The organism is Kribbella antiqua (genome assembly GCF_004345665.1).
Classification (GTDB): Bacteria; Actinomycetota; Actinomycetes; order Propionibacteriales; family Kribbellaceae; genus Kribbella; species Kribbella antiqua.
In genome coordinates this window covers 1-24,444 of record NZ_SLWR01000019.1, presented here as the reverse complement: position 1 = coordinate 24,444, position 24,444 = coordinate 1, and the positions used below count along the sequence as shown (strand labels likewise).

Genomic DNA, 24,444 nt, shown 5'->3' with positions numbered 1-24,444 from the left:
TGAGCAATCGTCAGCTGTCGGCGTGAGCGGGGCCCTAGGCAACGAATTGGAATTGTCGCTGTTCTGGGCTTGAACGGGCCAGTACGATGGGTAACCAGATCGACACTCTTTGTTTCGACGCCTGATGCCCAGAGCTCCTTGCCCAGAGCACCGACGCCGGAGGACCCGTGCCGACCATGTCAACTTCCCATTCCCCGCCTGCCTCCAGTCCTGCGCCTGAACGCAGTACCTGGAAGTCAATCCTTCACCATGACCTACCGGCTTCGCTGGTGGTCTTCCTGATCGCGATACCACTCTCCCTGGGGATCGCCGCCGCGTCCGGCGCCCCGCTGATCGCCGGCCTGGTGGCCGCGGTGGTCGGCGGCGTCGTCGCCGGCGCGCTCGGCGGATCCCCGTTGCAGGTCAGCGGTCCCGCCGCCGGCCTCACCGTTGTCGTCGCCGGCCTCGTCGGTCAGTACGGCTGGGCCGCGACCGCCGGCATCACCTGCGCCGCCGGCCTGTTACAGATCCTGCTGGGCGTCACCCGGATCGGGCGGCTCGCTCTCTCCCTGTCTCCCGCCGTGGTGCACGGCATGCTCGCGGGGATCGGCGTCACCATCGCCGTCCAGCAGCTGCACGTGGTGCTCGGCGGAAAGGCGCAGAGCTCACTCATCGCCAACCTGGCGGCGCTTCCCGGCCAGTTGATGGCGCATCACGGTCATTCGGTGCTGGTCGGCGTATTGACCATCGTCATCCTGCTCGCCTGGCCTCGGCTCCCCAGAGCGAAGGTGATTCCGGCGCCGTTGGTTGCCGTCGTCACCGCAACCGCACTCGCCGCGGTCTTCATGGTCGACGTCACCCGCGTCGACCTCCCGGACCAGCCGTTACAAGAGCTCATCCTGCCCACGATGCCCGGCGGCCCACCGTTGGAGATCTTCACCGCGGTGCTGACCGTTGCCTTGGTTGCCAGTGTGGAGTCGTTGCTCTCGGCCGTTGCCGTGGACAAGCTTCATCGCGGCAAGCGGAGCAACCTCGACCGCGAGCTGATCGGTCAGGGCGCCGCGAACGCGGTGTCCGGCGCACTCGGTGGCATGCCGGTGACCGGCGTGATCGTGCGCAGCTCCACCAACGTCGCGGCCGGCGCGCGGACCCGCGCCTCCGCGATCATGCACGGCCTCTGGATCGCCGCGTTCGTACTCGCGGCGGGGGCGATGCTCGAGTTGATCCCGATGGCCGCGCTGGCCGGCGTACTGCTCGTCACCGGGTTGCGCCTGGTCCAGCTCGCCCACATCCGGACGCTCAAGCGGCATGACGAGTTGCTCGTGTACGTCGTTACCGCGGCCGGCGTCGCCCTACTCGGACTGGCCGAGGGGGTCCTGATCGGACTCGTATTGGCGATTGCCAGAGTGCTCTACCGGCTGGCCCGCGCGACCGTCACCGCGAGCGAGGAGAACGGGCTGTGGACCGTGCGGATCCAGGGCACGCTCGTCTTCCTCGGTGTCGCGTCGCTGGTCCGGACGCTGCGGACGATTCCCGTCGGCGCGCCGGTCCGGGTGGAACTCGAGGTCGACCATCTCGACCATGCGGCGTACGAGGCGATCGAGGACTGGCGGCGCGGGCACCTCGCCCGCGGTGGTTCGGTCGAGCTCAACCGGGCCGCGTTCCGGGCCGCGATGAGCACCGACTCGGCCCGGCGGCTGCCCTGGCAACCCCAGGTGATTCCCGAGCCCGACCAGCGCGCCTCGATGCTGGACGGCATCCGTGAGTTCGAGGCGTCGGCCGATCTGATCCGGCCGATGCTGGCCAAACTCGCCGCCGACGGGCAACGGCCGGCGCAGTTGTTCATCACCTGCGCGGACTCGCGGATCGTGCCGAACATGATCACCACCAGCGGCCCCGGCGAGCAGTTCTGCGTGCGGAACATCGGCAATCTCGTCCCGCCGAAGGGCTCGAACAGCAACTCCGTGGACGCCGCGATCGAGTATGCCGTCGACGTACTCGGCGTTCGTTCGATCGTCGTCTGCGGACACTCGCACTGCGGTGCCGCGGCGGCGGCGCTGGAGGCGAATGCTCCAGCCGGCTCAGGGCTGCAGAACTGGCTCCGCCACCTGGAGCCATCAGTACGTCGTGCTGTCGGGATGCCAGACATCGTCGACCCGGCCACCGACGCGAAGCTGTCTCCGGCCGACAAGCTGTCGGTCGCGAATGTCGGCGTACAGCTGGCGAATCTGCGGAGTTTCGCCTGCGTACGCAAGGCCGAGAACGAAGGGCGACTCGAGCTGATCGGCCTGTGGTTCGACATCGGCGCGGCGGCGGCCCGGCTGGTCCTGGACCGCGAGCCCTACCTGGTCCGCGCCGACGAGGAGCTGGCCGCGGCCGGCAAGTCGTCCAAGCGCTGACCGATCGGTACGACGGCGGGTGCGTTCTTTGGACGCACCCGCCGCGGGTCGAAGATGAGCAGCAACGGCAGCGCCAGGGTGATCGCGACTACTCCGTCGAGGAAGTAATGGTTGGCCGTCACCACGACGACGGCGAAGGTGATCACCGGATGCGCGATCCACAACCACCGCCACCGCGATCGAGTCGCCCGGATCATGAACACCGCGACCATGAACGCCCAGCCGACATGCAGACTCGGCATAGCCGCGAACTGGTTCGCCACACCTGAGTCCGTCGTCGGACCATAGACCGATTGCCCAAGCAGTACGCCGGTATCGACCCAGCCCGGCATCATCCGCGGCGGCGCCAGCGGGAAGAACATGTGCCCGATCAGCGCCAGCCCTGTCAGGATGGCCATCGCGGTTCGCGCTTTGCCGTACTCGGCCGGACGCCGGATCATCAACCAGAGCAGCACGATCGCCGTCAGCGGGAAGTGCACGCTCGCGTAGACGACATTGGCGGCGTCGGCCAGCCCCGGGATCTGCAGCGCGTGCTCCTGCACGGTCGCCTCACTGGGCAGCCCGAGCCAGACCTCCCACCGGATGAGCTCGTCGGCATGCCGGTACGCCGATCCCGCGTGGTCCGCGGACAGGAAACGGCCGAGGTTGTAGGCCCCGAACAGCGCGGCGAGCAGCAGCACTTCCCGCACGATCCGCCGTACGCCGGCATGCGGCTTGACCTCCACCGGAAGCGCTGGCCGCTCCAGAGTCATCTGCGCCACGCCGACCCCCAACCCAAACCGAACGCTCGTTCTCTGAGGTTCAACCCTGCTCCCGCGGCCGGGCGGAAATCAAGAACGGTCATTCGTTTTCCGCTGTGATCCCAGCCACGATTCCAAACTATCGCAAGCTGCTTATAGTTACGAACAATATGAAGAACCTCACATCACCGTGAGAAATCCGTTAGCGCCGGCAGCACGGCCGGTGGAGGGTGGAGGCAGAGCGGAGGGAGGTGCGGAGTGGGTTGGTGACTGTGTTCGTCCGGTGGACGTGGCTGCGGGCGGTGTTGCACCGGGGATGGTGGCTCGTCACGAGCGTCTATCTGGTTGTCGATGCAGGACTCTCCCCCGCCGAACTCGTCCTGATCGGCTCGGTGCAGGGTGCCGTCGCGCTGGTCTGCGAGGTGCCGGCCGGCGTGTTCGCCGACACCGTCAGCCGCAAGTGGTCGCTGGTCATCTCCCAGGTCCTGATGGGTGCGGCGATGCTCACCACCGGTCTGGTGCAGTCGTTCCCGGCACTCCTCGCGACGCAGGCGCTGTGGGGCATCTCGTGGACCTTCGCGAGCGGCTCCGACATCGCCTGGATCACCGATGAGCTCGACCAGCCGGACCACATCCCCGCAGTCCTCGCCCGCGCCGCCCGCGCCCAACTGACCGGCGCCGCGACCGGCCTCATCGCCCTCGGCCTGCTGGCCTGGGCCACCCGCCGGGACGTCACGATCGTCGTCGCCGGTGCCGCGATGATGTCGCTGGCGTTGTACGTCGTGCTCCGCTTCTCCGAGCAGCGGTTCATCCCGGTGCGCACCGCCCGCTGGTCGGCGTCCTGGAACACCTTCCGCCGGGGGTGGACGCTCGTACGGCGAAGTCGCGAAATCCTGCTGATCTTCGCCGCGACCTTCCTGATCAACGGCGCTTCGGTCGCGGTCGGTCGCCTGCAACAAAAGCAGCTCCTCGACCTCGGCCTGCCCAGCGAACCCGATCCAGTCTTCTGGTTCACCATCCTCGGCGTCATCGGGCTGATCCTCGGCGCCGCAACCTTGCGTCTGCTGGGTCAGCGGATCGCCGGCGATCGCACCCGCAGCTACTACGCCCTGACCGCCGTCGCCGGTGCGATCGGCACGCTCTTGCTCGCGTTCGCCCGCGATCCAGTCGCCGGCTCGATCGCCGTCGTACTGGTTTCAGGCATTGTCATCCCGCTCACCCGAGTGATCAGCACCATCTGGGTGAACGCCAGGACGACCGCGGACATCCGCGCCACCACCCACTCGTTCCTGGCCCAAACCGAGTACCTCGGCGTCATCACCTGCGGCGCCGCAACCGCCGCCTTCGCCAACCTGACCAACCTCCCCCTCACCCTCACCACCTCCGCCCTCCTCTTCGCCACCACCGCCGCACTCATGTCCCGCCGCCGGGCTCAGCTGACCAGTGGTGAGCCGGCCGTGTAGGTGTTGCAGGCAGCCGGGGAGGCCGCGTCGAATCCTGCGGTGGTCCAGTAGCCGTGGTTCTCGCTCTTGCCGTGGTCATGCTCGGAGTCGATCGTCTCCCGGATGACAGATTCCAGGTGTTCAGCCACTCCGGCGTGACTGGAAAGGATTCCCGGTCCGCTCCGACGTAGACGCCGCTGAAGCAGGACGCCTGCAGCTCGACCCGTCGGTCGTCCTCGAGGTGAGCGTCGACGCCGTTCAACGTGAGACTGCGCTGGTACTCCGCGTCCAGAATGCCGGTCAGTGCCTGGACGTGATGCCCGTACTCGTGGCCGATGATCAACGCCATCCACGCCAGCGCCCAGTCCGGATCTTCCTTGTACGCGGCGAGGTTGGGCTCGGCGTCTTTGTAGATCGTGTCGCCGCAGTAGTAGTCGGTTCCGTCGTCGACATCGCACGGCGACGACGGAGACTGACCCATGACGACGACCAGCTTCGGCGGAGTGAATCTGAAGCCTGCCTTGCGGATCGCGGGCGCCCAGGCCTTGTCGAGGCAGGCAACGTACTGCGTGTAGTACGCGCGGACGTTCTTCAGCGATGTCGGCTCGATCTGAGGCTCAGCGCACTTCGGCGTGGTGAGCTTGCCGACGTGGTAGATCGGGTTCTTCGCCAGCGCTGCCGGCTGCGGCGGCGCTGAGACGGGCGCGGTCGAGTCCGCCGTCGGCTCGGGAGTCGTGGTGGTCGGGAGAGCCGACCTCAGCTTGGCTGCCTCGGAGGCGGCCGCGGCGTTCGCATCAGGCTCGGCGGTTCTCGCGCAACCGGCGAGCAGCAAGACAACAGCGGCCCACAGCGCGGCCGCACCCCGTAGCTTCATTGGCCGAATGTAGACCAGCTGACAATCGCACGATCGGGATTGGCATGTACCTGCACCCGTCGGCCGTCCGGGATTTCGGTGTACGACGCGGTGACGACGACCGGGGTGGTGAGGCCGTACAGCTCCTGCGCGACAAGAGCGCCTAGCGCGATGATCGTGTCGGGGCGGGCGAGGATGATGGCGGCGGGGGCGGTGCTTGCGCGGATCTGTTCGGCGAGGACGCTGGAGGCTGAGCTCGAACCCCGGCCGGACTCCATCACCAGCACGCGGCCGGCCAGCACCTCGCCGCACTGCGGATGATGCGCGTCGATGATGCGGCCCTCGTCGTCTGTGCCGCCCCAGAAGGACAGCGGTGCGGTCAGGCGGATCGCCTCGCCAACAGCGGTGCCTGGTGTGAGCGTGCGCGCCTGGATCATGACTCGAACAATCCATCGTCAAGTACGACGCGACCGGCCCGAGCCGATGCCACGCATTCCTCCAGGGAGCCGAGGACGACGTCGACGTTGATGTTGCCGGGCGCGTAGTGCGCCCACTTGCCCGAGTTCGTCATCACGTTCTTCACGCCCGGCGCGAGGATCGACGTCACGTAGGTACACGTGTCGACGACCACCGTCACCCCCGCGGCTTCCAGGCTCCCCAGTACGCCGGACTCCGCAGCCTGCGCACGCGTCGCCCGACCAGTCGACAGATAGAGGGGCATGACGATCCGCGGTCCGTCGCGCAGGAGTTCCGCGAGCTGCACACATTCGTCGTACGACGCGTGCGGTGTGCCGACGCTGATCGCGTCGAGCCCGCCGGATGAGATTGTCGACAATCTCTGGCGAGTACTCCGCATCGTCGAAAGGTCGACGTCGTAGCGCGGCAGCTGATCAACCGCGGCAGGCGCCTCGGGCGTCACCCCGACCGCATGGAACATCGCCACTCCCCCGGCCGAGGCGGCAGCAGCGCCGAATGCCTTCAGCCTGTCCTCGCCGACATCGCCCGGAATCCCAACCAGCACAGGGATCTCGCTCCCGGCCAGGGACCCGACATGATGCCCGAGCAGCGGATACGCCAACTCCGACCGCAGGAACCGATCACCCAACGGCCGGCAGTCGAACACCACCGTCCCGCGCCGCGCCTCGGTTGTGTGCAATCCGGCGTACGGCGCTCGCCCGGTGATCGCAGCGCAGATGTCGACGAAGTCGCCGTACCGGTCGGTCCTTGCCCCGAGCACCGAATTGGCGAACACGATCGCGTTCGACTCCGCCCACGCGACATGCTCGCCAAACCTGGGCCGGTCCGGAAGCTGGTATGGCGCGCAGGTCCACGTCGGGGTGCAACCGAGGGCGACGTACGCCGACATCAGCTCGCGTCCGCCGGTCGCGATCCGGCGCTCGGCCGAGGTGCTACTGCGGATCAGGCCGGGATGGAGGAGATCCATCGAGCCGACGTTCAGCGTGGTCGGGACGCGCACCATAGCACCGAGGTCGACCAGCCGGTGGGCGAAGTCGAGGCTGACCTGGCCGTGGTACAGGCACGAATCGACATGCGCCGAGGTGATCTCGACCAGCCGCGGCGCTTCCGCGATCCGCGCCAGCCCCACGATCACCCGCATCGCCAGCGCGACCCCGGCACCGTCCCGACCGCCGAGCATCCCTTCTTCCTCGGCGGTCAGGCGCAGATTGTCCACAATCCGAAAGTTACCTCCTCGGACAGTTGGACGATCTCAGACCCGGTTGCGACGAGAGGCGACGAGCGCCCCCTCCTGGTAGCCGTCGGCTCTCAAGAGCTGGCCGGGCGCGACCTCCAGGATGTCGATGTTCAGCGGCGCATCCGCCAGGTCCTCGGAGCTGATCGGGCGATCGTCCAGGTAGATGTCGACCCGGTCGATCCCGTCCACGTCCAGCGTGACCGTGAGCGTCGTACCGCTGAGCGAGGTCGACACACCGAGACGCCGGTGCGGCATTGCCGCAAGCAACGATCCGGCCTTGTTCAGCAGGTCCACGTTGCCGTCCAGCAGGTCGGCCCGGGTCATCCTGTGCGTCGCGTGCGGCTGTACGCCGACATCCTCCACCGGCGTGCCGGACAGCTCCCCGACCCGCAGCGTCCGGCGGATCGCGACCCGCAGATTCGCGCCGTTCGGCAGTGCCTCGTACGGCGAGGTCGGATCCGGTGGCGGCGGTTCGTTGAGCAGCGCGGCGAGCAAGCCGTGCGTCCACACGTTCGCGCCACCCGCGCCGGTGTTGTCGTCGACACCGAGGATGGTGCCGATCTCGTGGTCGGCGAATCCGGCGGCGAAGATGTCCGTCGCCGAGTACACCCGTGCATCGGTGATCAGCACCACCGGGCCGTGGTAGGTCTGCCCGATGTCGTTCGCGCCGTCCTCCGGCGTGATCGGCTTCGCCGCCGAGTACGCCGCACCCGTCTCGGTCGCCAGGTCGAGCGAGTCGAACCACGGACCCAGGTCGATCCCCGACGGGTTGTCCTTGTGCCGGCGGCAGATCCGCAGGTTGAGCGGCGTACTGATGAACTGCACCGGCTCCGGCGAGATGTGCCGCGGCGTCAGCGTCTGCAGGGTGAACTCGCTGGCGTAGATGTGCCCGCCGCCGTTGTCGCGAACGTCGACAATCAGACCGTTCTGCGGCAGCGCTGCAGCCAGCCGGGCGAACTCGTCCCGGAACGCGACCGGGTTCTGCACGCTGAACGTGAAGATCCGCAAGTGCCCGAACGTCCCGTACGGCGTGACGACCTCACGCGCGCGGAACACGCCAGGCATCGTGGTCGGCAGGTCCGCACCGCTTACAGCGGCCGGAGCGCTCAGCTCGGCCGAGCTCTGGCCGCCTTCCAACTCGATGACATCGCGGATGTAGAGAACCTTCTTCGCGCGGGCCTTCTCGTCGGAGTCGAGGTCCAGGCCCATCGAGGCCGAGGTCTCGCTGATCGCGTCCAGGTCCGTCATCGGCGGCAGGTTGGTGGTGACCTTCCACTGCTCGCGCAGCTCCTGCGTGGAACCGTCGAGGCCGATGTAGGTCAGCGTCACCCAGTCCTCGTCCGGCGGCGACTGGATCACCAGCGGGCGCAGGGTGAGCGACTCCAAGCCGCGAGCGAGGTTGGCGGCGTCGTTGCTGCCGGCGAACTGCGCGCCGTTCAGCGCGACCGCGCGAGCGATCGGCGTACCGTTCCAGTGCGTCACCTCAGCACCGGCGCCGAACTGCGGAGCCGAGTAGCCGGTCACCGTGCGAGTCATCAGGTAATGCTCCGCACCGGCCGCGTCGTAGCACTTCTCGATCATGAACGGCAGGAACGCGATCTTGCCCGCGAACGGAACGGGCAGCAAGTAGTTGGTGTGCAGGTCGCGGACCGAGTGGAAGATGCTCGACATCTGCCGGTGGAAGATCCACTCCGGCTCCATCGTCTCGCCGGTCTGGCGTTCCATCCGGGACCGCATCACCCGCAGGCGCTGCAGCGGGTTCACGGCGTGCATCGCGGCCTTGAGTGGCAGGTGCACGTAGTTCTGCTCGAGCATCAGCAACGCCTGCTCGACCAGCAGCTTCCGCTGCCCGATCGTCAACGTCCCCGCCGTACCGAGGAACTCTCCCAGTGAAACAACGGCCGCTGCCTGCCCGCTCCGGGCGAGCGTCTGCTTCGCGGCGCGTTTGCCGGCTGTTGTCGTCCTCGCCGGTGCCTTCTTGGCGGTCGTGGTCTTCTTGGCCGTACTGGCTTTCCTGGCGGTGCTCTGTTGCGACGTGGCTTTCATACTGCGTGGCTGTGACATGTCTCCCCCAACGCGGCGGCCCCTCCCCGGGCGATCCCTCCACCGTCGTCCGCGCTTTCACCGATGTCAACGGCCGAACGTTGACCACCCTCCTGTAAGGATGTGCTGATGAATGAGGTCTGGGACAGCTTGACGTCCGTGCAGCCGCAGCCGTCGTGGCAAGTGGTGGTCGGTACTGCGGTCGCTGCGCTGGTGCTGATCGGCTGGCGGCCGTTGTGGCGGAACACGCGGCAGATCGTGACGATCGCGCACGAGGGCGCACACGGGCTGATCGCCGCACTGGTCGGGCGGAAGCTCGCCGGCATCCGGTTGCATTCCGACACCTCCGGCGTGACCGTGTCGCGTGGCAAACCGACCGGCGTGGGCATGATCGCCGTACTGCTGGCCGGCTATCCCGGCCCCGCGCTGTTCGGGCTGGCCGCCGCGTTCGTTCTCAGCCGCGGGTACGCCGTCGCGCTGCTCTGGGGACTGCTACTCGCGCTGGCGATCCTCCTGCTCCAGATCCGCAACCTGTACGGGCTCTGGTCGGTTCTGGTCTTCGGCGCAGTCGTCTTCGGCGTCTCGTGGTGGGGCTCCTCAGCTGTCCAGTCCGCCTTCGCCCATCTTCTGACGTGGTTCCTGCTGCTCGCAGCGCCCCGCGCCGTACTAGAGCTCCAGTACTCGCGGAGAGGCGGTGGCGGCCGCAGTTCCGACGCGGACCAGCTACGGCGGCTGACCGGCGTACCGGCGCTGCTGTGGGTCGGACTGTTCGGTCTGGTCACACTCGGGTGCTTGGCGGTCGGCGTCATCTGGTCAGGCGTACTGCCCGACTAGAACCGCCCCCACGCCACAAAACCGGCCAGGGCGACGATGACCAGGTTCACCACGATCAGCTGGGCCTCGTGCCGACGTACGTGCGTGATCATCGCGCCGAGCATCAGCAACACCAGACAGACAGCGGTCAGCGGAACCAGCACCGGGGCGATGTCGAGGAGCGCTGGCAGCACCAGACCCACCGAGGCCAGGATCTCGAGGGTGCCGATGGTTTTGACAGTGCCGTCGCCGAAGTCGTTGACCCAGCCCCAGCCGACCGCGGCCAGCTTCTCCCTGGGCTGGGCCAGTTTCACGGCGCCTCCGGCCAGGGAGGCGACGGCGAGCAGGCTCGCGATGATCCACAGTGCGATGTTCATGGGCGTTCTCCCGGCAGGATGGTTCGGTCACGAGTACGACGACGCAGGCCGGACGGGTGTCAGGCCTGACAGTTCGGCGGGGTGTTTCGTCGTACTGGTGAGGAAGGGAAGGTGTGCACTGTGACCGACATGGATCCGAGCCTGAGCGCCATCGTGAGTGAGCGCCGGCGGCTGATCAATCTGGCCTACCGGATGCTCGGCTCGGTCGCCGAGGCCGAGGACGTCGTACAGGAGACGTACACGCGGTGGTACGCAATGTCGCGGCGGGAACAGGACGCGATCGAGTCCCCCGGCGGCTGGCTGACGACGGTCGCGAGCCGGATCTGCCTGGACCTGCTCGGCTCGGCGCGGGCGAGGCGGGAGCGCTACGTCGGCGAGTGGATCCCGGAGCCGGTGCCTGACGGGACGGAGTGGAGCAGCCCGGTGGATCCGGCCGACCGGGTCACGCTCGACGAGTCGATCAACATGGCCTTCCTCGTCGTACTCGAAGCGATGACGCCGGCCGAGCGCGTCGCGTTCATCCTGCACGACGTGTTCCGATACCCCTTCGGCGAAGTCGCCGAGATCGTCGGCCGTACGCCGGCGGCCTGCCGGCAGCTGGCTTCGTCGGCCCGGCGCCGGCTGCGCGACGCCGACGTACCCGCGACTCCGGCACCGTCGACCGCCGGCATCGTCAGGAACTTCAAGGAGGCTTGGCAAGCTGGCGACATCCAGGCGCTCATCAGCCTGCTCGATCCCGGTGTCGTCGCAACCGGAGACGGCGGCGGCGTCGCCAATGCGGCACCGCACCCGGTCGAAGGCGGCGCGGAGGTCGCGCGCTACTTCGCCGATCTCGCCGCCAGAGGCGTCGGCTACACGCTGCTGGAGCGCACCGTCAACGGTCGCCCCGGCCTGGTCGCGGAGCACGACGGTGCGATCGTGATGGTGATGGCGTTCGACATCGCCGACGACCGCATCAAGCACATCTGGGCCGTCCTCAACCCGGAGAAGCTAGGCGGGTGGCGGCAGGGTGACGCCGAAGCCGGTGACCCCGAGTCGGAGTAGCACCTGCCCAGGGCGGAGTAGATCCGCGATCTTCGCCGCGCTGAGCAGCTCCAGCTCGGCCAGCCGGCTGGCGTACTCCCCCTCAAGGCGGGCGCGTTGCAGCTCAGCGGCGTTGTGCCAGACCTTCTGGCGGGACTCCCGCAGGAAGCGCCGCGACGCACGCCGGTTGAGCGGCGTGAGCACGCGGTCGAGCAGCTCCTTGGCGCCAAGCTCATCGTCTTCGGCTTTGACACGCCCGGCGAGGACGCTGTCGATCCGCTCGTGGTCACGCCTGCGTCGGTCCAGCAGGAACGGGTCGGTGAAGTCGTCGTCGCTGATCACGGCTAGCAGCGCCTGCGGCAGGTCGTAGTTCACGTGGGCGTTGATGCCGAGCAGCACGTGCCGCAGCGCGGGCAGCTCCGGATCCGCCTCGAAGGCAAGTCGCCACGGTCGTGGCACCTTTTGGCCGGCGAGGTCCGCGTCGTGGGCGTCCAGATAGAGCTCGGCGAACTTCACGTCCCAGTCGTCGACCCACTCCGGATCCTCGAAATGGGCTTGCTCGATCGCGGCGCCGACGGCCTGCGTGGTGCGCAGGTACGTGCTGAGGAAGATCCGCCGGTGAGACAACTCGGCCGGCAGGTCGTCGAGCCGTTGCTGCATCCTGGCGACAACGCCGGGAATACCATCGTTCATCGGATCTCCTCAGCGGGAGGGATCATGCCTGCCACCAAACCTGGACCGCGGTCGTTCGACCCCGTTGTCGTCGGCAACCGCGAGACCGACGCCTGGGCCGCCTACTACCGCCACGAGTGGCGCAGCTTCCTCGTCGCGTCCGTCGGGATGGTCGGTGCCGCGTTCGGCATGCCACCCCATCGCACCCTGGCCGGAGCCTGGTACGTGCTGCGCGCCAACCAGCTATGGGCACCGTACCCCGACAACCAGCCGGACGCGGCCCGCGAGTACATGCGCCGCTTCTATCAGCTCGTCGCACTGGATCTGGACGCAGCGCAAGCGGCGGCGCTGGAGGTCGAGTGGTGGCGGATCCATCGCGAGCACCAGCACGACGAGTCCGTCACCACGGAACAGCTTGAAGCGGCACTCGTGGAGCTTTATTCGTTTGTGTACGGCGCTGAGCCGGACGACGTCCGTCCGGCAGCGCGCAAGCGGGTCGAGGCGATGGACCTCTCCGACCGATGGGTCAGAGCCAGAAGCCATCGCGACGACCCGCTGCTGGCTGCGGAGCGCCGCGCCCTCGTCGCGTCGTACGCCGCCCTCCGCGCGGCTGTGGAGCGAACGGACTAGCCGCGCCCACCCGCGATCGGGCGGTCTCGCTGGGCGATGCCTGGGCCGCCGTACGGGTAGTCGGCTGCGCCTGGATCGCTGGCCTGGTTGAGCTTTTCGGTCTCCTCGTCGGTGAGGTGGAGGTCGGCGGCGGAGAGGTTGTCGTTGAGCTGATCCAGGGTGCGGGCGCCGAGGATGACCGACGTGACGGCCGGGCGATCGACGAGCCAGGCGAGGGCGATCTGCGCCATCGAGATTCCGCGCGCCTCGGCGATCTCCCGGACCGCCTCTACGACATCCCGGACGCGTTGGTTCCGGCTGCGGCGGTGCCAGGATTCGACGCCGCGGTCGGGGTTCTCGCCGAGGCGGGTCGCGCCGGTCGGCTCCTCGTCGAACGAGTACTTCCCGGTCAGCCACCCACCGCCGAGCGGCGACCACGGCAGCAGGCCGAGACCGTTCTCCTGCGCGGCCGGCACGATCTCCCACTCGATCTCACGCACCAGCAGGTTGTACTGCGGCTGCAGCGTGACGAGGCGCGACCACCCGCGCCGATCGATCAGGTCGCAGGCCTTCTGCAGCTGCCACCCGGTGAAGTTGGACAGACCGCCGTACGAGATCTTGCCCGCGCGTACGGCGTCCTCGAGGAAGCTGAGCGTCTCCTCGAGCGGGGTGATCGGGTCCCACGCGTGCAGCTGGTAGAGGTCGACGTGCTCGACGCCGAGGCGGCTCAGGGACGCGTCCAGAGCCCGCCGCAGGTGTCGCCGGGAGGTGCCGACATCGTTGGGCGTCTCCCCCATCGGGAACCGGCCCTTGGTCGCCAGTACGACGTCGTCGCGGGCGGAGCTCTTCGCCAGCCAGCGGCCGATGATCTCCTCCGACACGCCCGAGGTGTATACGTCCGCGGTGTCGATGAAGTTGCCGCCGGCCTCGACGTACCGGTCCAGCTGCGTGTGCGACCCGGCCTCGTCGGTCTCGTTGCCGAACGTCATCGTGCCGAGCGCATAGGTGGAGACGACGGCGCCGCTCGCGCCCAGAGTGCGGTATTCCACAATTGCTCCCTCTTGTCGTTTGCTCCACCTTAGAACTGTCGGCGGCGCGCGCTAGCGTGGCTGTTCATGAACACGAGTGAACTGCTGATCGACGCGTACAGCCGGATCCAGGAGGAGGTGCACGGCGTCGTCGAAGGACTGGACGACAAGGAACTCGCGACCCGGCCCAGCGGGACGGCGAACTCGATCGCGTGGCTGATCTGGCATCTGACCCGGATCCAGGACGACCACCTGGCCGACGCGGGCGGCTACGAGCAGGTCCTGACCGCCGACGGGTGGCATGAGCGGCTTGGGCTGCCGTTCGACGCCGCGGACACCGGCTATGGGCACACTTCAGACCAGGTCGCGCAGGTGCAGGTGTCGGGTGAGTTGCTGCTCGGGTACTACGACGCCGTCCACGCGCGCACGCTGGAGTACCTGAAGACGATCACCGACGACGAGCTCGACCGGATCGTCGACCGGCGCTGGAATCCACCAGTCACGCTGGGTGTCCGGCTGGTCAGCGTGATCGGCGACGACCTCGAGCACGCGGGCCAGGCGGCGTACGTGAAGGGCCTGCTCAGCTGAGGGTTGTCGTCCAGAGCGCGTTGCCGGCGATCAGGTAGACCTTGCCTTCCGTCAGTACGGCGTCGGCGACGGCTCCTTCCGCGCCGGTCGACTCCTGCACGGTCCAGCCGCCGTCCCGGTAGGTAAGCACCTTTACCTTGTTGTCCTGGGCAACGATCTGGACGATGCGGTCGCCGTCGACGATCGGCGGCGGCAGCTTGTCCTTGTCCCCCACCGGGATCGAGGGCACACTGGTCAGGCGCTTCGCGCTGCCCTTCTCGTCGAGTTGCCAGAGCGCGAGCTGTCCGTCGACGTACCCGGAGATGACGCACGACGTCGTACAGGTCGCCGTGAGCGCCTGACTGCGGTCACCCGGTTCCGGCAGGGCCATCCGGCTCCAGCCCTGGTTGAGCTTGGTGGATCGCCAGATGGCGGCCTCCTGGGCGACCACGTTCGGCGCGAGCCGCACTTGCGAACCGACCAGCAGGATGCCCTCGCCGAGCGTCGTACCGTAGCTCCCACCGACCAGCAGCGACGGTGTGCTTTGCAGAGCCGTCTTCGCAGGATTCTGCCGGACCCACTTCGTCTCACCCTGTGGCAACCAGACGGAGGCATCGTTGCCGGTCTCCACACCGCCCCACGATCCGAGCAGCGCGCCACCCGACGGCGTGATCACGGCCGAGAACAGCTGGCCTGCGGTCTGCCCGCCGAACGTCTCGAACGTCTGCGGATGCTCGACCAAACCTTTGTCGAGCGTGCCGGTCCATACCGTCCACCGCGTATTGGAATGCGCCCCACCGGCCGCTCCTCCAAGCGCGAGCAGGCGCTTGCCGTCGTACGCGATCGAATACCAGATCGCCTCGAAGGCGTACGGGCTCTGCGGTGACGGCGTGACGGTGACCTTCTTGCGCTGATCACCGTCCAGTACGACGAGTTGCGGCACCACTTTGGCGCCACGATCGCGCAGCCCTACCAAGAGCTGGCCACCGTGTTCCGTGAGTACGACGGGCTCCGCCCCCACGTCGACCTTGGTCCAGGCGACGGGCGACGGTGTGGATCCCTTGCTGTCATTGCAGGCGGTGAGGATCAGAGCCGCAGCGGTCAGGGCGGCGGCCGCGGCGAGTCGACGCATCAGCGGCTCTGCGGAAGTTTGGTCTTCTTACCGACCCGCGGCGCGGACGGCGGTGGGACGACCGGCCCGATGTCGCCGTCCGGCGCGACGTCGAGGTCGAGGATGACCGGCGCGTGGTCGCTCGGGCCGGTCCCCTTGCGCGCCTTGCGATCGATCCACGCGGCCTTGACCCGATCCGCGACCGGATCGCTCGCGAGCATCAGGTCGACGCGCATGCCGAGGTCCTGGTGGAACATGCCGGCGCGGTAGTCCCAGTAGCTGAAAACCCGTTCATCCGGCCACCGCTCCCGTACGACGTCGTGCAGGTCGGCGGCCGCCATCAGGTCAGCCAGAGCCTGCCGCTCCGGCGCCGTCACATGCGTCTGACCGACGTACGCCGCTGGGTCGAAAACGTCGGCGTCGGTCGGAGCGATGTTCATGTCACCGCAGACGATCTGATCGGCCGGCCCGGCCGCCACCACCGCGCGCAAGGCCGCGAGCCAGGCGAGCTTGTAGTGGTAGTGATCCGAATCAGGCACCCGGCCGTTCGGCACGTAGAGCGAGTGGATCCGGATCCCGCCGCAGGTCGCCGCGATCGCACGCGCCTCGGGATGCGGGAAACCGGGCGCCTCGGCGAGCCCGGTGACGACATCCTCCAGCCCGACCTTGGAGAGCAGGGCGACGCCGTTCCACTGGACTTCTCCATGCAGCGCGGTCTGGTAGCCGCGGCTGGTCAGCTCTTCGTCGAGCAACTCGGTGAAGGCGTCGTTCGCCAGCTTGGTTTCCTGCAGGCACACGACATCCGGCTGCCGCTCATCCAGCCAGCCCAGCAGCCGCGGCAGCCGCTGCTTGACCGAGTTCACATTCCAGGTCGCAACTCGCACCCGCCCACGGTAGTCCTGAGCGGGGACCATTTCACCGCCGCTCAGACATATCACTTGAACTGTATATACGCCTCCTGTAATACTTCCTGGCATGGACGTGTTCGAGGCGATCGCGGAGCCGAGCCGACGGGAATTGCTGGACCTGCTGGCGGAGCGCGAGCGGCCGGCCGGTGAGCTGGTCGCGCGGTTGGACCGGCTCACCCAGCCGGCGGTCTCGCGGCATCTGCGGATCCTGCGCGAGGTCGGGCTGGTTGAGGTCCGGCCGGACGGGCAGCGGCGGATCTACGCGCTGCGCGCCGACCGGCTGATCGAGATCGAGAACTGGATCAGCCGCTACCGGAAGTACTGGCCGCGCCATCTGGACGCCCTCGAGCAGCACCTTTCCCGAACTCAGGAGGAGTCCCCCGAATGAACCGCTTAGGCACCCTGACCATCGACGGCGACCGCGCCACGATGACCTTCGAGCGCTATCTCCCACACCCGATCGAGCGGGTATGGGCGGCCCTCACCGAACCCTCGGAACGCAAGGCCTGGTTCGGGGAGACGGTCATCGACGGGGGCACTATCGAGATGGTGCCCGACGAACCACCAGCGGCCGTCGACAGCAAGCGTCTGACCGGCCGGATCCTGGTCTGGGATCCGCCGTACGTGCTCGAACACGAATGGCGTCAGCGCATCGTCGAGGACAGCGTCGTCCGCTACGAACTCCGCTCGTCTGGCGACGGCACGCTACTGACCTTCACCCACACCGGCCTGTCCGTCGCCAACGCCCGCGGCTTCATCCCCGGTACGCACGCCTTCTTCGACCGCCTCGACGCTCACCTGGCCGGCACCCACCTGCCCAACTGGTCCGAGCGGTACGCCGAGCTCGCCTCGTCGTACCCGTCCTGGTCCTGAGGATAGGCAGTTTTGGTACGGCGCACTGTGGTTCATCCACAGCTACCCGGAGTTATCCACCACTACGGAATTGGTGATCTCCGGGTGCCCAAAACACGGCACTCTCTTTGGCAAGGAGAGGGGACAGGATGGCCGAGCTGGACTGCGAACCGGCCGATGTCACCGCGCTGGTGGCCTATCTGCGCGACATCGGGAACCACGAACTACTGACACTGGAGGAGGTGCACGAGCACTCATACTGGATCGAGGCCGGGCTGCTGGCGGCGGAGCGACTGGCTGGCGACCCTGGCCGGCATGATCCCGCGGACCTGCGGCAGGTGGTCGCGCTCGGGAAGCATTCGTGGCGGCGGATGATCGAGGGCAACCTGCGGCTGGTCGTGTCGCTGGCCAAGCGGTACACCGGCAAGGGGATCTCGCTGCTCGACCTGATTCAGGAGGGCAACATCGGGCTGATGCGGGCGGTCGAGCGGTTCGACCACCGGCGCGGCCACCGCTTCTCGACGTACGCGATCTGGTGGATCCGGCAGTCGATCGGCCGCGCGATCTCGGACCGGTCGCGGCTGGTGCGGATGCCGGCGCAGGCGTACACGGACGCGTGCCGGCTGGGATCGACGCGTCACGACCTCACGCAGCGCCTCGGCCGGGAACCAACCACCAACGAGCTCGCGGCTGCGTCCGGCTTGACCGTCGCTCGCGTCGAGCGTGCCCAGGCCTGGCGGATCCACCCAGAGGCGCTGGACCTCGACGACACCGAGCCGCTGGTCGACGACGACACGATCGTCCTGCGAGCGGCTCTGCGCCGGGACCTGGCTTACCAACTGGAGTTCCTGGACGACCTGCATCAGCAAGTCTTGCGTCACCGCTACGGCCTCCACGGCCACGCCCCGGCGACAGTCGACGAGACCGCCGACCACCTCCAGCTGTCCGCAGACGAGGTCCGAGCGCTCGAACGCGAGGCGCTTCGAAACTTGCGCCGCCGGGCCACCCACCACCTCCGCGACTACGCGGCCTGACCACTGAGGAGTTTGGATCGACTGCAATGATGAAGCAGTGAGACTGAGGCGTACGTCCTGGCCGCGCGAGCTGACTGAGGCGGTGTCCGTCGCCTCTACCGGCGGCAAGGAGCACATCCTGGCCGCCGTCGAGCTGGCGAATGGCCGCTGGGTCGCAGGTACGCGCGCCGCCGTCTACCTCCCGACCGACGCTACCGGCGCTCCGGCCGCCGTCCGCCGCGTCGGCTGGGAGACGATCGAGCGCGCCGGCTGGGACGCCGAGACCTCCGTCCTGCACATTTACGAGACGACCGCGTTCGGCACGCCACTGCGCGCGACCGACCTCTCGGTCGACGACCCCGGCCGCTTCGGCCAGCTGCTGCGCGAACGCATCGACGCCAGCGTCCTGGTCCAGCGCCACGTCCCGCTCGCCGGCAAACGCGGCGTTCGCGTCGTCGGCCGCCGGAACCCGGCCGACCCGAACGCCGAGGTGGTCTGGAACTTCGTTCTGGACAAGGGATTGGAGCCCGATCAGCCCGGTGTCCTCGACGCGGCCGAGGCGGCACTCAAGTCGGTCCGGGACGAGTTCGGAATCTGACCCAGAAACCAACCCCGCCGGGCCCGAATCCCGTTTTTGTGGAACGGCGCGGGCCTGCTAACCTACTCAGGTCCTCGGGGATCGAGGGCAGGGAACACCACGATCCCGCGTAGCTCAATTGGCAGAGCAGCCGGCTGTTAACCGGCAGGTTACTGGTTCGAGTCCAGTCGCGGGAGCAATACAACAAGCCGGTTCCACTCTGGAACCGGCTTCTTTCATGCCCCGCTCAGCCCTTGTTGCCCTTCCGCCGCTCGATGGCCCGCTGAATCCGGTGCTCCGGCTGACCGAGCAACTTCGCCAGCAACGGCACCCGGTACTTGTACGCCGCGATCGCACCCACTACGAGCACGAGAAATATGAACCAGCCCATCAGACTCCCCTTCGTTCGTCTGCCTCCATCATGCCCGGTCCGCCGTACCCGCCCCTCCGTCAAACCCCTGACCGCCCCCTGGTTTCCGCCCGCCACCAGATACGATCTGCCAGACACAAGGGGCGGTAGCTCAGCTGGTTAGAGCAGGGGACTCATAATCCCTGGGCCGCGGGTTCGAGTCCCGCCCGCCCTACTCCGCATCACCGCAGGTCACGGTCACATTCGGCCGTGACCTGCGACGGATCCAGCCCCGTCCGTGACATGCCCCATGACATGAACTCATGTTAACGTCGCGGTATGGCTGCATCGGGGAAGCCGCGGGAACGGCAGCGCGGCAACATCACGCCACTACCTTCCGGCGCACTGCGAGTCCGGGTGTACGCCGGCCAAGACCCTGTAACGAAGAAGCCCTTCTACCTAACCAAGACCGTGCCACCTGGCCCGAAGCAGGCACAGGAGGCAGAGAAGATCAAGACCCGCTTCCTCAACCAGGTCGACGAAGGGCGGAACCCAAAGACCCGCGCGAATGTCGATCAACTCTTGGTCAAGTACCTCGACGTCGTCGACGTCGACGTCTTGACGCTGCGGGGATACCGATCGAAATACAACAACCACATCAAGCCGTTGCTGGGTACAACACCGCTGTCCAAGCTCGGCCAGATTGGAACCGGCGTCGAGATTCTCGATTCGTTCTATGCCGAGCTGCGCCGCTGCCGTCTTCACTGCGACGGCAAGAAGTTCATCCAGCACCGTACGGCGCGTCCTCATCAGTGCGACGAGCACGAGGGAAATCGCTGCCGTCGCGACAACCCACAGGGATGCTGGCGGTGCCGCCGCATGTGCAAACCGCACGTGTGCAAAGGCCTCGGCGACTCAACCATTCGTCAGATCCACTGGATTCTGAGCGGCGCCCTCGACCGCGCGGTGGTGTGGGGGTGGATCGCCGTGAATCCCGCCGAGCATGCGAGCAAGCCAGGACTGCCCACGCCCGACCCGCACCCGCCGACCGTTGACGAGGTCGGCCGCCTGCTCACAGAGGCCTGGAAAGAGGACGAGGACTGGGGCGCCTTCCTGTCAACGAAGACAACGACCGGCAATCGCCGCGGCGAGATGTGCGCGCTGCGTTGGAGCGATCGCACGCGCCGCGAAGGTGCCACATCGGTCCTCAGCGTCCGCCGCTCGATCTTCGTGAACGACGCCGGCCACCTCGAGGAGAAGGACACTATGACGCATCAACAGCGGCGGATCGTCATGGACACTGAGCCCGACGCAGTCCTCGACGAACACGAAGCACGCTGCCGCCAGCGCGCCAGCGAGCTCGGTATCCAATTCGACCCGAACGGGTACATCTTCTCTTCAGCGCCGGACGGAATTCGGCCGCTGCATCCGGACTCCGTCAGCAAACGCTATGCGAGGCTCGCGAAGCGACTCGGGATCGATACCGAGCTCAAGAACCACCGCCACTACAACGCAACCGAGCTGATCATGGCGGGCTACAACGTGCGCTCCGCCGCTGGCCGCTTGGGTCACTCGGGCGGTGGCACCACAACACTGCGGGTCTACACGGCCTGGTGGTCCGAAGCAGATCAGCGCGCGGCAGGAGCGACCCCCGTGCGCCTTCCCACCAGGCCGGCGGCGCGTGACGCCAAGGCCTCGAAGCCCGCCGTGCCTGATGTCACGAACGAAGACCTGAAGCCATACGAGCGCATCGCAGCCGATCTCCGTGGCGCTATTGACGCCGGCATTCTGGCTCACGGCGATCCGTTGCCATCAGAGAAGAACCTAGCCGCCCGGTACGGCGTCGCCGCCAGTACGGCCCACCGCGCGGTGGCACTGCTGGTGGCGGCAGGTCTCGTCACCGCGTCCCGCGGGAAGCGCGCGACGGTTGCTACCGGCGACGATCCGCCTTTGGCCTCCGTCACCGAACTTAAGCCGGCAGCACCGTCATAGCGGCGACCTGGGCGAGGCGGTCAACAGGTCGGGGGGGTCAACGAACGGAGCGCAAAGCCAAACCGACGACCTTCTGATTACGAGGAAGAACGACATCATCGGATAGGGCCTCTACCAGCGGTTTGCATGAGGCTTCTGCCGCACCACACGCGAATTTCCTCGTTGGTGCCAGCAATCGCGCACCACGAGCGGCATCACGGTCGGCGAGGCGCTGCCCCATTAGGACTGCGGACCAACACGTCCCACAAGTGCCCCATCCGCGACGAGGTGATCGCCAACGGTCCGCCACAACCCACACCCTCAGCGGGCTCGGCCTCGAGACCGAGGTCGAGTTCACCCTGCTCTGCCGCCATGCGCTGCCGCGCGGCAGCCTTCAACAGCTCGAGCTCCACGTCGTCGTGCGCCGACCCGATGTGCTCAATGTCCCGAGAGCCACGCCGCGAGGAATACACGATCTGGACCGCGGTCGCACCCGAGGCCGTCTTCACTGTGCGCACACACGGAGCCACGACCGACAGCCCAAAGACACCCGCGTAGTGCACACATCGAGGCATCAACCGGCACAAACCGGCAGGTCAACGGCCCGAGCTCAGCCGAGACCCCCGAACGTGGCACAAGTCAGGTCTGATCAACACCCCTCCACGAACTTCCGCGGAGCAGCACTAGGGCCAATTTGCGGTTGTCCGTCGGGGGCGAAGTCAGCAGGGTGAACACCATCTGTCCCCTCGTGCGCGCTACGGACCGCGGTTATCGCGAGCCACTTAAATGATGCTGGATCACCGATCATGGCGGCCCCAACTTTCAGTGCCACTTCATTCCTCGCTGCGTTAATCGAGTATGGAATCGGTGGGGTGAGGGCTTCTCCTCCCGTCGCAAGCGGCGTCCGATCGATTAGGCGAGCTTGGAATTCATCGCCGTCCCAAGACAGAACACCAAAGAACTCAAAGCGCCGAGCTTCCCCAATTCCCGGAGGGAAGGGAAAGCCTGCGATATCACCTGACTGCGTATCTAAGCCAAACATCCAAAGAAACGTTCCATCTTCGCCAGGGGGATTGGGAAGAGTCGCCGGTATAGGAGCCTCGAGCCGGATGGTAAGTATGAATTCTTGAGATCGCTTGGCAATTTCCGCCCGTACAATATCAAAATATGGCTCGTCAACGTAGCTATGGGCATTAGAGGTCGCTGGCGAGTCCCCCGCGGGGTCATCGACGAACACAGCTTGGACAGCTACGGCTGCCCCGGTGCTTACGGACGCTACAAGCACCGCTTCGACTTCCGGGGGATGTCTGAGCCCCTCCGACGGAAAATCGTGACTTTCTTATCCATAACCTATTCCCCCTTTCGCGCCGCTGAACCATTCGCCGGAGTCGCACCGTGCCTGCACTCACGCGCTCGTGGGCTGCAGTGGAGCATGACTCGTCGTTTCCACCGACACATCTTGACCAACACGCTAACCCCGGCACGACCGGACCACCACAGTGGAACCCGACCTGGGCCACGTTAGTGCGCATGTCGGAGGGCCGGCCGCGGGTAGTTCCAACGCGACGTTCGGGTTGATATCTGGCTTGGGTAGTCCATCGGGGGCGGTTGTGCCGCACCGGTCCGCGTGGCGATTTGACATGGGAAGTGCCCCTTCATGGGCGTCGGCTCACCTCAGGCCTGAACCGGCCAGCCTGCGGCTGCTGCCGGGCAAAAGACATTGCTCGAGGCAACGAGATTGCATGCAGAGTACTGGCCGCATGATCGCAATGACGGCGCCGGGCGGGTGCTGATGACCCGAATTGGTGCGCAGATTCTCGCCGCAGCTCATGCAAACTCGCAGGTCAGCGCACTGCCGCGTCGCTCAGGCCCGAATCGTGGCCCAAGTCAGGTTATAACGACCTCAAGCATGACGGCGAACCGAGTTCAATGCCCGCTCGGCACTGCTGCACGGCGCTGCGGCGAGATCTCGACACGCTCGCGCCAGTCCGCTGGCGAGTTGGGGAGTACGGACGACCTTATTACGAGAAGAACGACGCCGCCGCATCTGGCCTCTACCAGCAACTTTGCCATCACTCTCTTCGCACCACGGCCACATCCCGCATGAGTTGACACCACCTCCCACCACGACCCGCACCACGCCTAAGGCGAGCGCCCCGGGACCGCAACGCTCGCGTGGCACAAGATGCACTTCACTGGTCGACTGCTCGGTAGGCACCCGCCCCCAGGAACACACCGCCTCACCGGCTCGGCACGCCATCCGGCCAGGTATCGTCCCCTGGCCCGGCAGCCCGCGCTCGAGCGCGACCGGGTACATGCTGGGTTTAGTTGCCCAGGCCACCCCATAGAGCCCGGTCACATCGTCCCGTACGTGCCGCCCGGCCCCAGATCTGTGCCATGGATGACCACCTTCCGCGCGGTGATCTGCAGGCCCTTCAAGAAAACGAACCCCGTCTTGTAAGGCGCCAACGCGTGGAACACCACGTGCAGGTTCATCGTCTCCGTAACGTTCACCCAGTTGCCTTCCACCTGCTGGGGGTCCGTGGCCCGAACCTCTATGGTGCGCTCCGGCCCGCTACCGTCAGCGGGCCGCACCCCGCCCTCGACCATGCCAGTGAGCAGATGCGTCGACGCGATGTACATACCCAGCTCGTTCGACGGATCCTCCACGACGCACCCCACCCAACGCGGATCGTCATTGCTTTCGTTCGCGCGGAACCACTGCCCCAGCACGCCGCCGGCGACCGTCGAGTTCCCTGTCGTCACCGGCGCCAGATCGAAATACCTCAGCTCGCGACAGGTCGCCAGCCGACCCTCGATCGTGCTCGCATCCCCACCCGACACCGACGGGGCCGGCGACGACGGCTGCACCGTCGGCACATACACCATCGTCTGCGTCACCGTCGGCTGCGCCGACCCGCTCTGCCCCCCACACGACGCCAAACACGCCAGCAACGCACCCATCAGCGCCACGCGGCCGATCGCACCACGCGCATGAACACAAACCCCCATGGCAAGCCCCCCGCCAGTCAATCCCAGGAAACCCAAGCGTCCCGGAGCCTGAAGCATGACGTACACCGCCGCGCCAGGGAAGGCAACACCACCGGAGTTGGCCCGCTCTGCGCTGTTCAAGGCGTACCTTCGGTCCGGTCGATCGCTGCACCTGCAGTTTAAAAGGCTGCGCGATGGGGTCAACTCTGCCATCTCTAGGCGTCAGGTGCGTCTCTCTCGGCCCTTATGGACAACTCCGACATCCCGAATTGACTCCAGTTTGTCAACGGCAGCTGAAAACTGACCCCCTGGCGGCGGGGTGGTTTCTACTGACGGTTGCAACACTTCGTCCTGAATTGGGAGGTTGTGTTGTCTTCATCTCGTCGTGTGAAGAAGGGGCCGGGGCGTCGTCC

23 protein-coding genes, 2 tRNA genes and 1 pseudogene are annotated in these 24,444 nt (G+C 66.9%); 13 read left to right on the top strand and 13 right to left on the bottom strand.

Translation table 11 applies throughout. The features are described 5' to 3' along the window. Window positions 1–176: 176 nt before the first annotated feature. Window positions 177–2,378: a bifunctional SulP family inorganic anion transporter/carbonic anhydrase gene (locus EV646_RS37040; RefSeq protein WP_132157204.1), complete on the top strand. Its 2,202-nt coding sequence runs from the start codon at window positions 177–179 to the stop codon at window positions 2,376–2,378. Here the strand turns inward: EV646_RS37040 and EV646_RS37035 are convergent. After that, on the bottom strand, window positions 2,321–3,130 hold the full coding sequence (locus tag EV646_RS37035; protein WP_132157202.1) for a phosphatase PAP2 family protein: 810 nt from the start codon (window positions 3,128–3,130) through the stop codon (window positions 2,321–2,323). The two genes, EV646_RS37040 and EV646_RS37035, sit on opposite strands and share 58 nt — an antisense overlap. A 254-nt stretch (window positions 3,131–3,384) precedes the next feature. Here EV646_RS37035 and EV646_RS37030 point away from each other — a divergent pair, with 254 nt between their 5' ends. Next, a complete protein-coding gene (locus tag EV646_RS37030; RefSeq protein ID WP_241996573.1) occupies window positions 3,385–4,581 on the top strand; it encodes an MFS transporter in 1,197 nt (398 codons plus the stop codon). On the opposite strand, the gene EV646_RS37025 is transcribed toward EV646_RS37030, so the two are convergent. The 4 genes from EV646_RS37025 to EV646_RS37010 are packed head-to-tail and all read right to left on the bottom strand — an operon-like array spanning window position 4,532 to window position 9,173. Next, complete coding sequence (locus EV646_RS37025; RefSeq protein WP_132157198.1) at window positions 4,532–5,434, bottom strand: neutral zinc metallopeptidase; 903 nt, start codon at window positions 5,432–5,434, stop codon at window positions 4,532–4,534. The genes EV646_RS37030 and EV646_RS37025 overlap by 50 nt on opposite strands. Next, window positions 5,431–5,850, bottom strand: coding sequence for an aconitase X swivel domain-containing protein (locus EV646_RS37020; protein WP_132157196.1), 420 nt, complete (start codon window positions 5,848–5,850; stop codon window positions 5,431–5,433). The genes EV646_RS37025 and EV646_RS37020 overlap by 4 nt, the downstream gene beginning before the upstream one ends. Continuing rightward, complete coding sequence (locus EV646_RS37015; protein ID WP_241996572.1) at window positions 5,847–7,106, bottom strand: aconitase X; 1,260 nt, start codon at window positions 7,104–7,106, stop codon at window positions 5,847–5,849. Before EV646_RS37015 ends, EV646_RS37020 begins: the two co-directional genes overlap by 4 nt. Window positions 7,107–7,142: 36 nt before the next feature. After that, a complete protein-coding gene (locus tag EV646_RS37010) occupies window positions 7,143–9,173 on the bottom strand; it encodes a S41 family peptidase (protein WP_241996571.1) in 2,031 nt (676 codons plus the stop codon). Between the two features lie 126 nt (window positions 9,174–9,299). Here EV646_RS37010 and EV646_RS37005 point away from each other — a divergent pair, with 126 nt between their 5' ends. Further along, window positions 9,300–10,004 carry a M50 family metallopeptidase gene (locus tag EV646_RS37005; protein WP_132157192.1) on the top strand — a complete coding sequence of 235 codons (705 nt, stop codon included), beginning with the start codon at window positions 9,300–9,302 and terminating at the stop codon, window positions 10,002–10,004. On the opposite strand, the gene EV646_RS37000 is transcribed toward EV646_RS37005, so the two are convergent. Beyond that, window positions 10,001–10,360, bottom strand: a complete 360-nt coding sequence (locus EV646_RS37000; protein WP_132157190.1) for a DoxX family protein — start codon at window positions 10,358–10,360, stop codon at window positions 10,001–10,003. The two genes, EV646_RS37005 and EV646_RS37000, sit on opposite strands and share 4 nt — an antisense overlap. Window positions 10,361–10,489: 129 nt before the next feature. Here EV646_RS37000 and sigJ point away from each other — a divergent pair, with 129 nt between their 5' ends. Beyond that, entirely contained in the window at window positions 10,490–11,404 is a 915-nt protein-coding gene (sigJ, locus tag EV646_RS36995) for an RNA polymerase sigma factor SigJ (RefSeq protein ID WP_132157337.1), read from the top strand. Here sigJ and EV646_RS36990 read toward each other — a convergent pair. Beyond that, window positions 11,351–12,076: a DUF5995 family protein gene (locus EV646_RS36990; protein WP_132157188.1), complete on the bottom strand. Its 726-nt coding sequence runs from the start codon at window positions 12,074–12,076 to the stop codon at window positions 11,351–11,353. The genes sigJ and EV646_RS36990 overlap by 54 nt on opposite strands. Before the next feature lie 24 nt (window positions 12,077–12,100). Here EV646_RS36990 and EV646_RS36985 point away from each other — a divergent pair, with 24 nt between their 5' ends. Continuing rightward, entirely contained in the window at window positions 12,101–12,685 is a 585-nt protein-coding gene (locus EV646_RS36985) for a hypothetical protein (RefSeq protein ID WP_132157186.1), read from the top strand. Here EV646_RS36985 and EV646_RS36980 read toward each other — a convergent pair. Continuing rightward, a complete protein-coding gene (locus EV646_RS36980; RefSeq protein ID WP_132157184.1) occupies window positions 12,682–13,713 on the bottom strand; it encodes an aldo/keto reductase in 1,032 nt (343 codons plus the stop codon). The two genes, EV646_RS36985 and EV646_RS36980, sit on opposite strands and share 4 nt — an antisense overlap. Before the next feature lie 66 nt (window positions 13,714–13,779). On the opposite strand from EV646_RS36980, the gene EV646_RS36975 reads away from it, so the two are divergent. Beyond that, on the top strand, window positions 13,780–14,280 hold the full coding sequence (locus EV646_RS36975) for a mycothiol transferase (protein WP_132157182.1): 501 nt from the start codon (window positions 13,780–13,782) through the stop codon (window positions 14,278–14,280). Here EV646_RS36975 and EV646_RS36970 read toward each other — a convergent pair. Then, complete coding sequence (locus EV646_RS36970; RefSeq protein ID WP_132157180.1) at window positions 14,273–15,391, bottom strand: hypothetical protein; 1,119 nt, start codon at window positions 15,389–15,391, stop codon at window positions 14,273–14,275. The genes EV646_RS36975 and EV646_RS36970 overlap by 8 nt on opposite strands. Next, window positions 15,391–16,254, bottom strand: a complete 864-nt coding sequence (locus tag EV646_RS36965) for an exodeoxyribonuclease III (RefSeq protein WP_241996570.1) — start codon at window positions 16,252–16,254, stop codon at window positions 15,391–15,393. The genes EV646_RS36970 and EV646_RS36965 overlap by 1 nt, the downstream gene beginning before the upstream one ends. Window positions 16,255–16,345: 91 nt before the next feature. Here EV646_RS36965 and EV646_RS36960 point away from each other — a divergent pair, with 91 nt between their 5' ends. The 5 genes from EV646_RS36960 to EV646_RS36940 all read left to right on the top strand — a co-directional run bounded on the left by EV646_RS36960 (window position 16,346) and on the right by EV646_RS36940 (window position 18,917). Next, window positions 16,346–16,666 (top strand): ArsR/SmtB family transcription factor, encoded by a 321-nt coding sequence (locus EV646_RS36960; RefSeq protein WP_132157176.1) that lies wholly within the window; start codon window positions 16,346–16,348, stop codon window positions 16,664–16,666. Beyond that, window positions 16,663–17,151, top strand: a complete 489-nt coding sequence (locus EV646_RS36955; protein ID WP_132157174.1) for an SRPBCC family protein — start codon at window positions 16,663–16,665, stop codon at window positions 17,149–17,151. The genes EV646_RS36960 and EV646_RS36955 overlap by 4 nt, the downstream gene beginning before the upstream one ends. Before the next feature lie 128 nt (window positions 17,152–17,279). Then, window positions 17,280–18,164 (top strand): sigma-70 family RNA polymerase sigma factor, encoded by an 885-nt coding sequence (locus tag EV646_RS36950; RefSeq protein ID WP_132157172.1) that lies wholly within the window; start codon window positions 17,280–17,282, stop codon window positions 18,162–18,164. Between the two features lie 37 nt (window positions 18,165–18,201). After that, window positions 18,202–18,741 (top strand): hypothetical protein, encoded by a 540-nt coding sequence (locus tag EV646_RS36945; RefSeq protein ID WP_132157170.1) that lies wholly within the window; start codon window positions 18,202–18,204, stop codon window positions 18,739–18,741. A 103-nt stretch (window positions 18,742–18,844) separates the two neighbouring features. Next, window positions 18,845–18,917, top strand: a tRNA-Asn gene (locus EV646_RS36940). A 50-nt stretch (window positions 18,918–18,967) separates the two neighbouring features. On the opposite strand, the gene EV646_RS39660 is transcribed toward EV646_RS36940, so the two are convergent. Beyond that, the gene (locus EV646_RS39660) at window positions 18,968–19,111 is read right to left on the bottom strand and encodes a hypothetical protein (RefSeq protein ID WP_199237446.1); all 144 of its coding nucleotides are present in this window, start codon (window positions 19,109–19,111) and stop codon (window positions 18,968–18,970) included. A gap of 119 nt (window positions 19,112–19,230) precedes the next feature. On the opposite strand from EV646_RS39660, the gene EV646_RS36935 reads away from it, so the two are divergent. After that, window positions 19,231–19,304 (top strand) — tRNA-Ile (locus EV646_RS36935). 104 nt (window positions 19,305–19,408) lie between these two features. Continuing rightward, window positions 19,409–21,061, top strand: coding sequence for a GntR family transcriptional regulator (locus EV646_RS40480; RefSeq protein ID WP_132157168.1), 1,653 nt, complete (start codon window positions 19,409–19,411; stop codon window positions 21,059–21,061). Between the two features lie 233 nt (window positions 21,062–21,294). On the opposite strand, the pseudogene EV646_RS36925 reads toward EV646_RS40480, so the two are convergent. Both EV646_RS36925 and EV646_RS39145 read right to left on the bottom strand, forming a co-directional pair. Beyond that, window positions 21,295–21,615 (bottom strand): annotated as a pseudogene (locus tag EV646_RS36925) (hypothetical protein); the annotation flags it as partial. Between the two features lie 1,780 nt (window positions 21,616–23,395). Then, complete coding sequence (locus tag EV646_RS39145; RefSeq protein WP_158291117.1) at window positions 23,396–24,172, bottom strand: hypothetical protein; 777 nt, start codon at window positions 24,170–24,172, stop codon at window positions 23,396–23,398. Window positions 24,173–24,444: the final 272 nt, after the last annotated feature.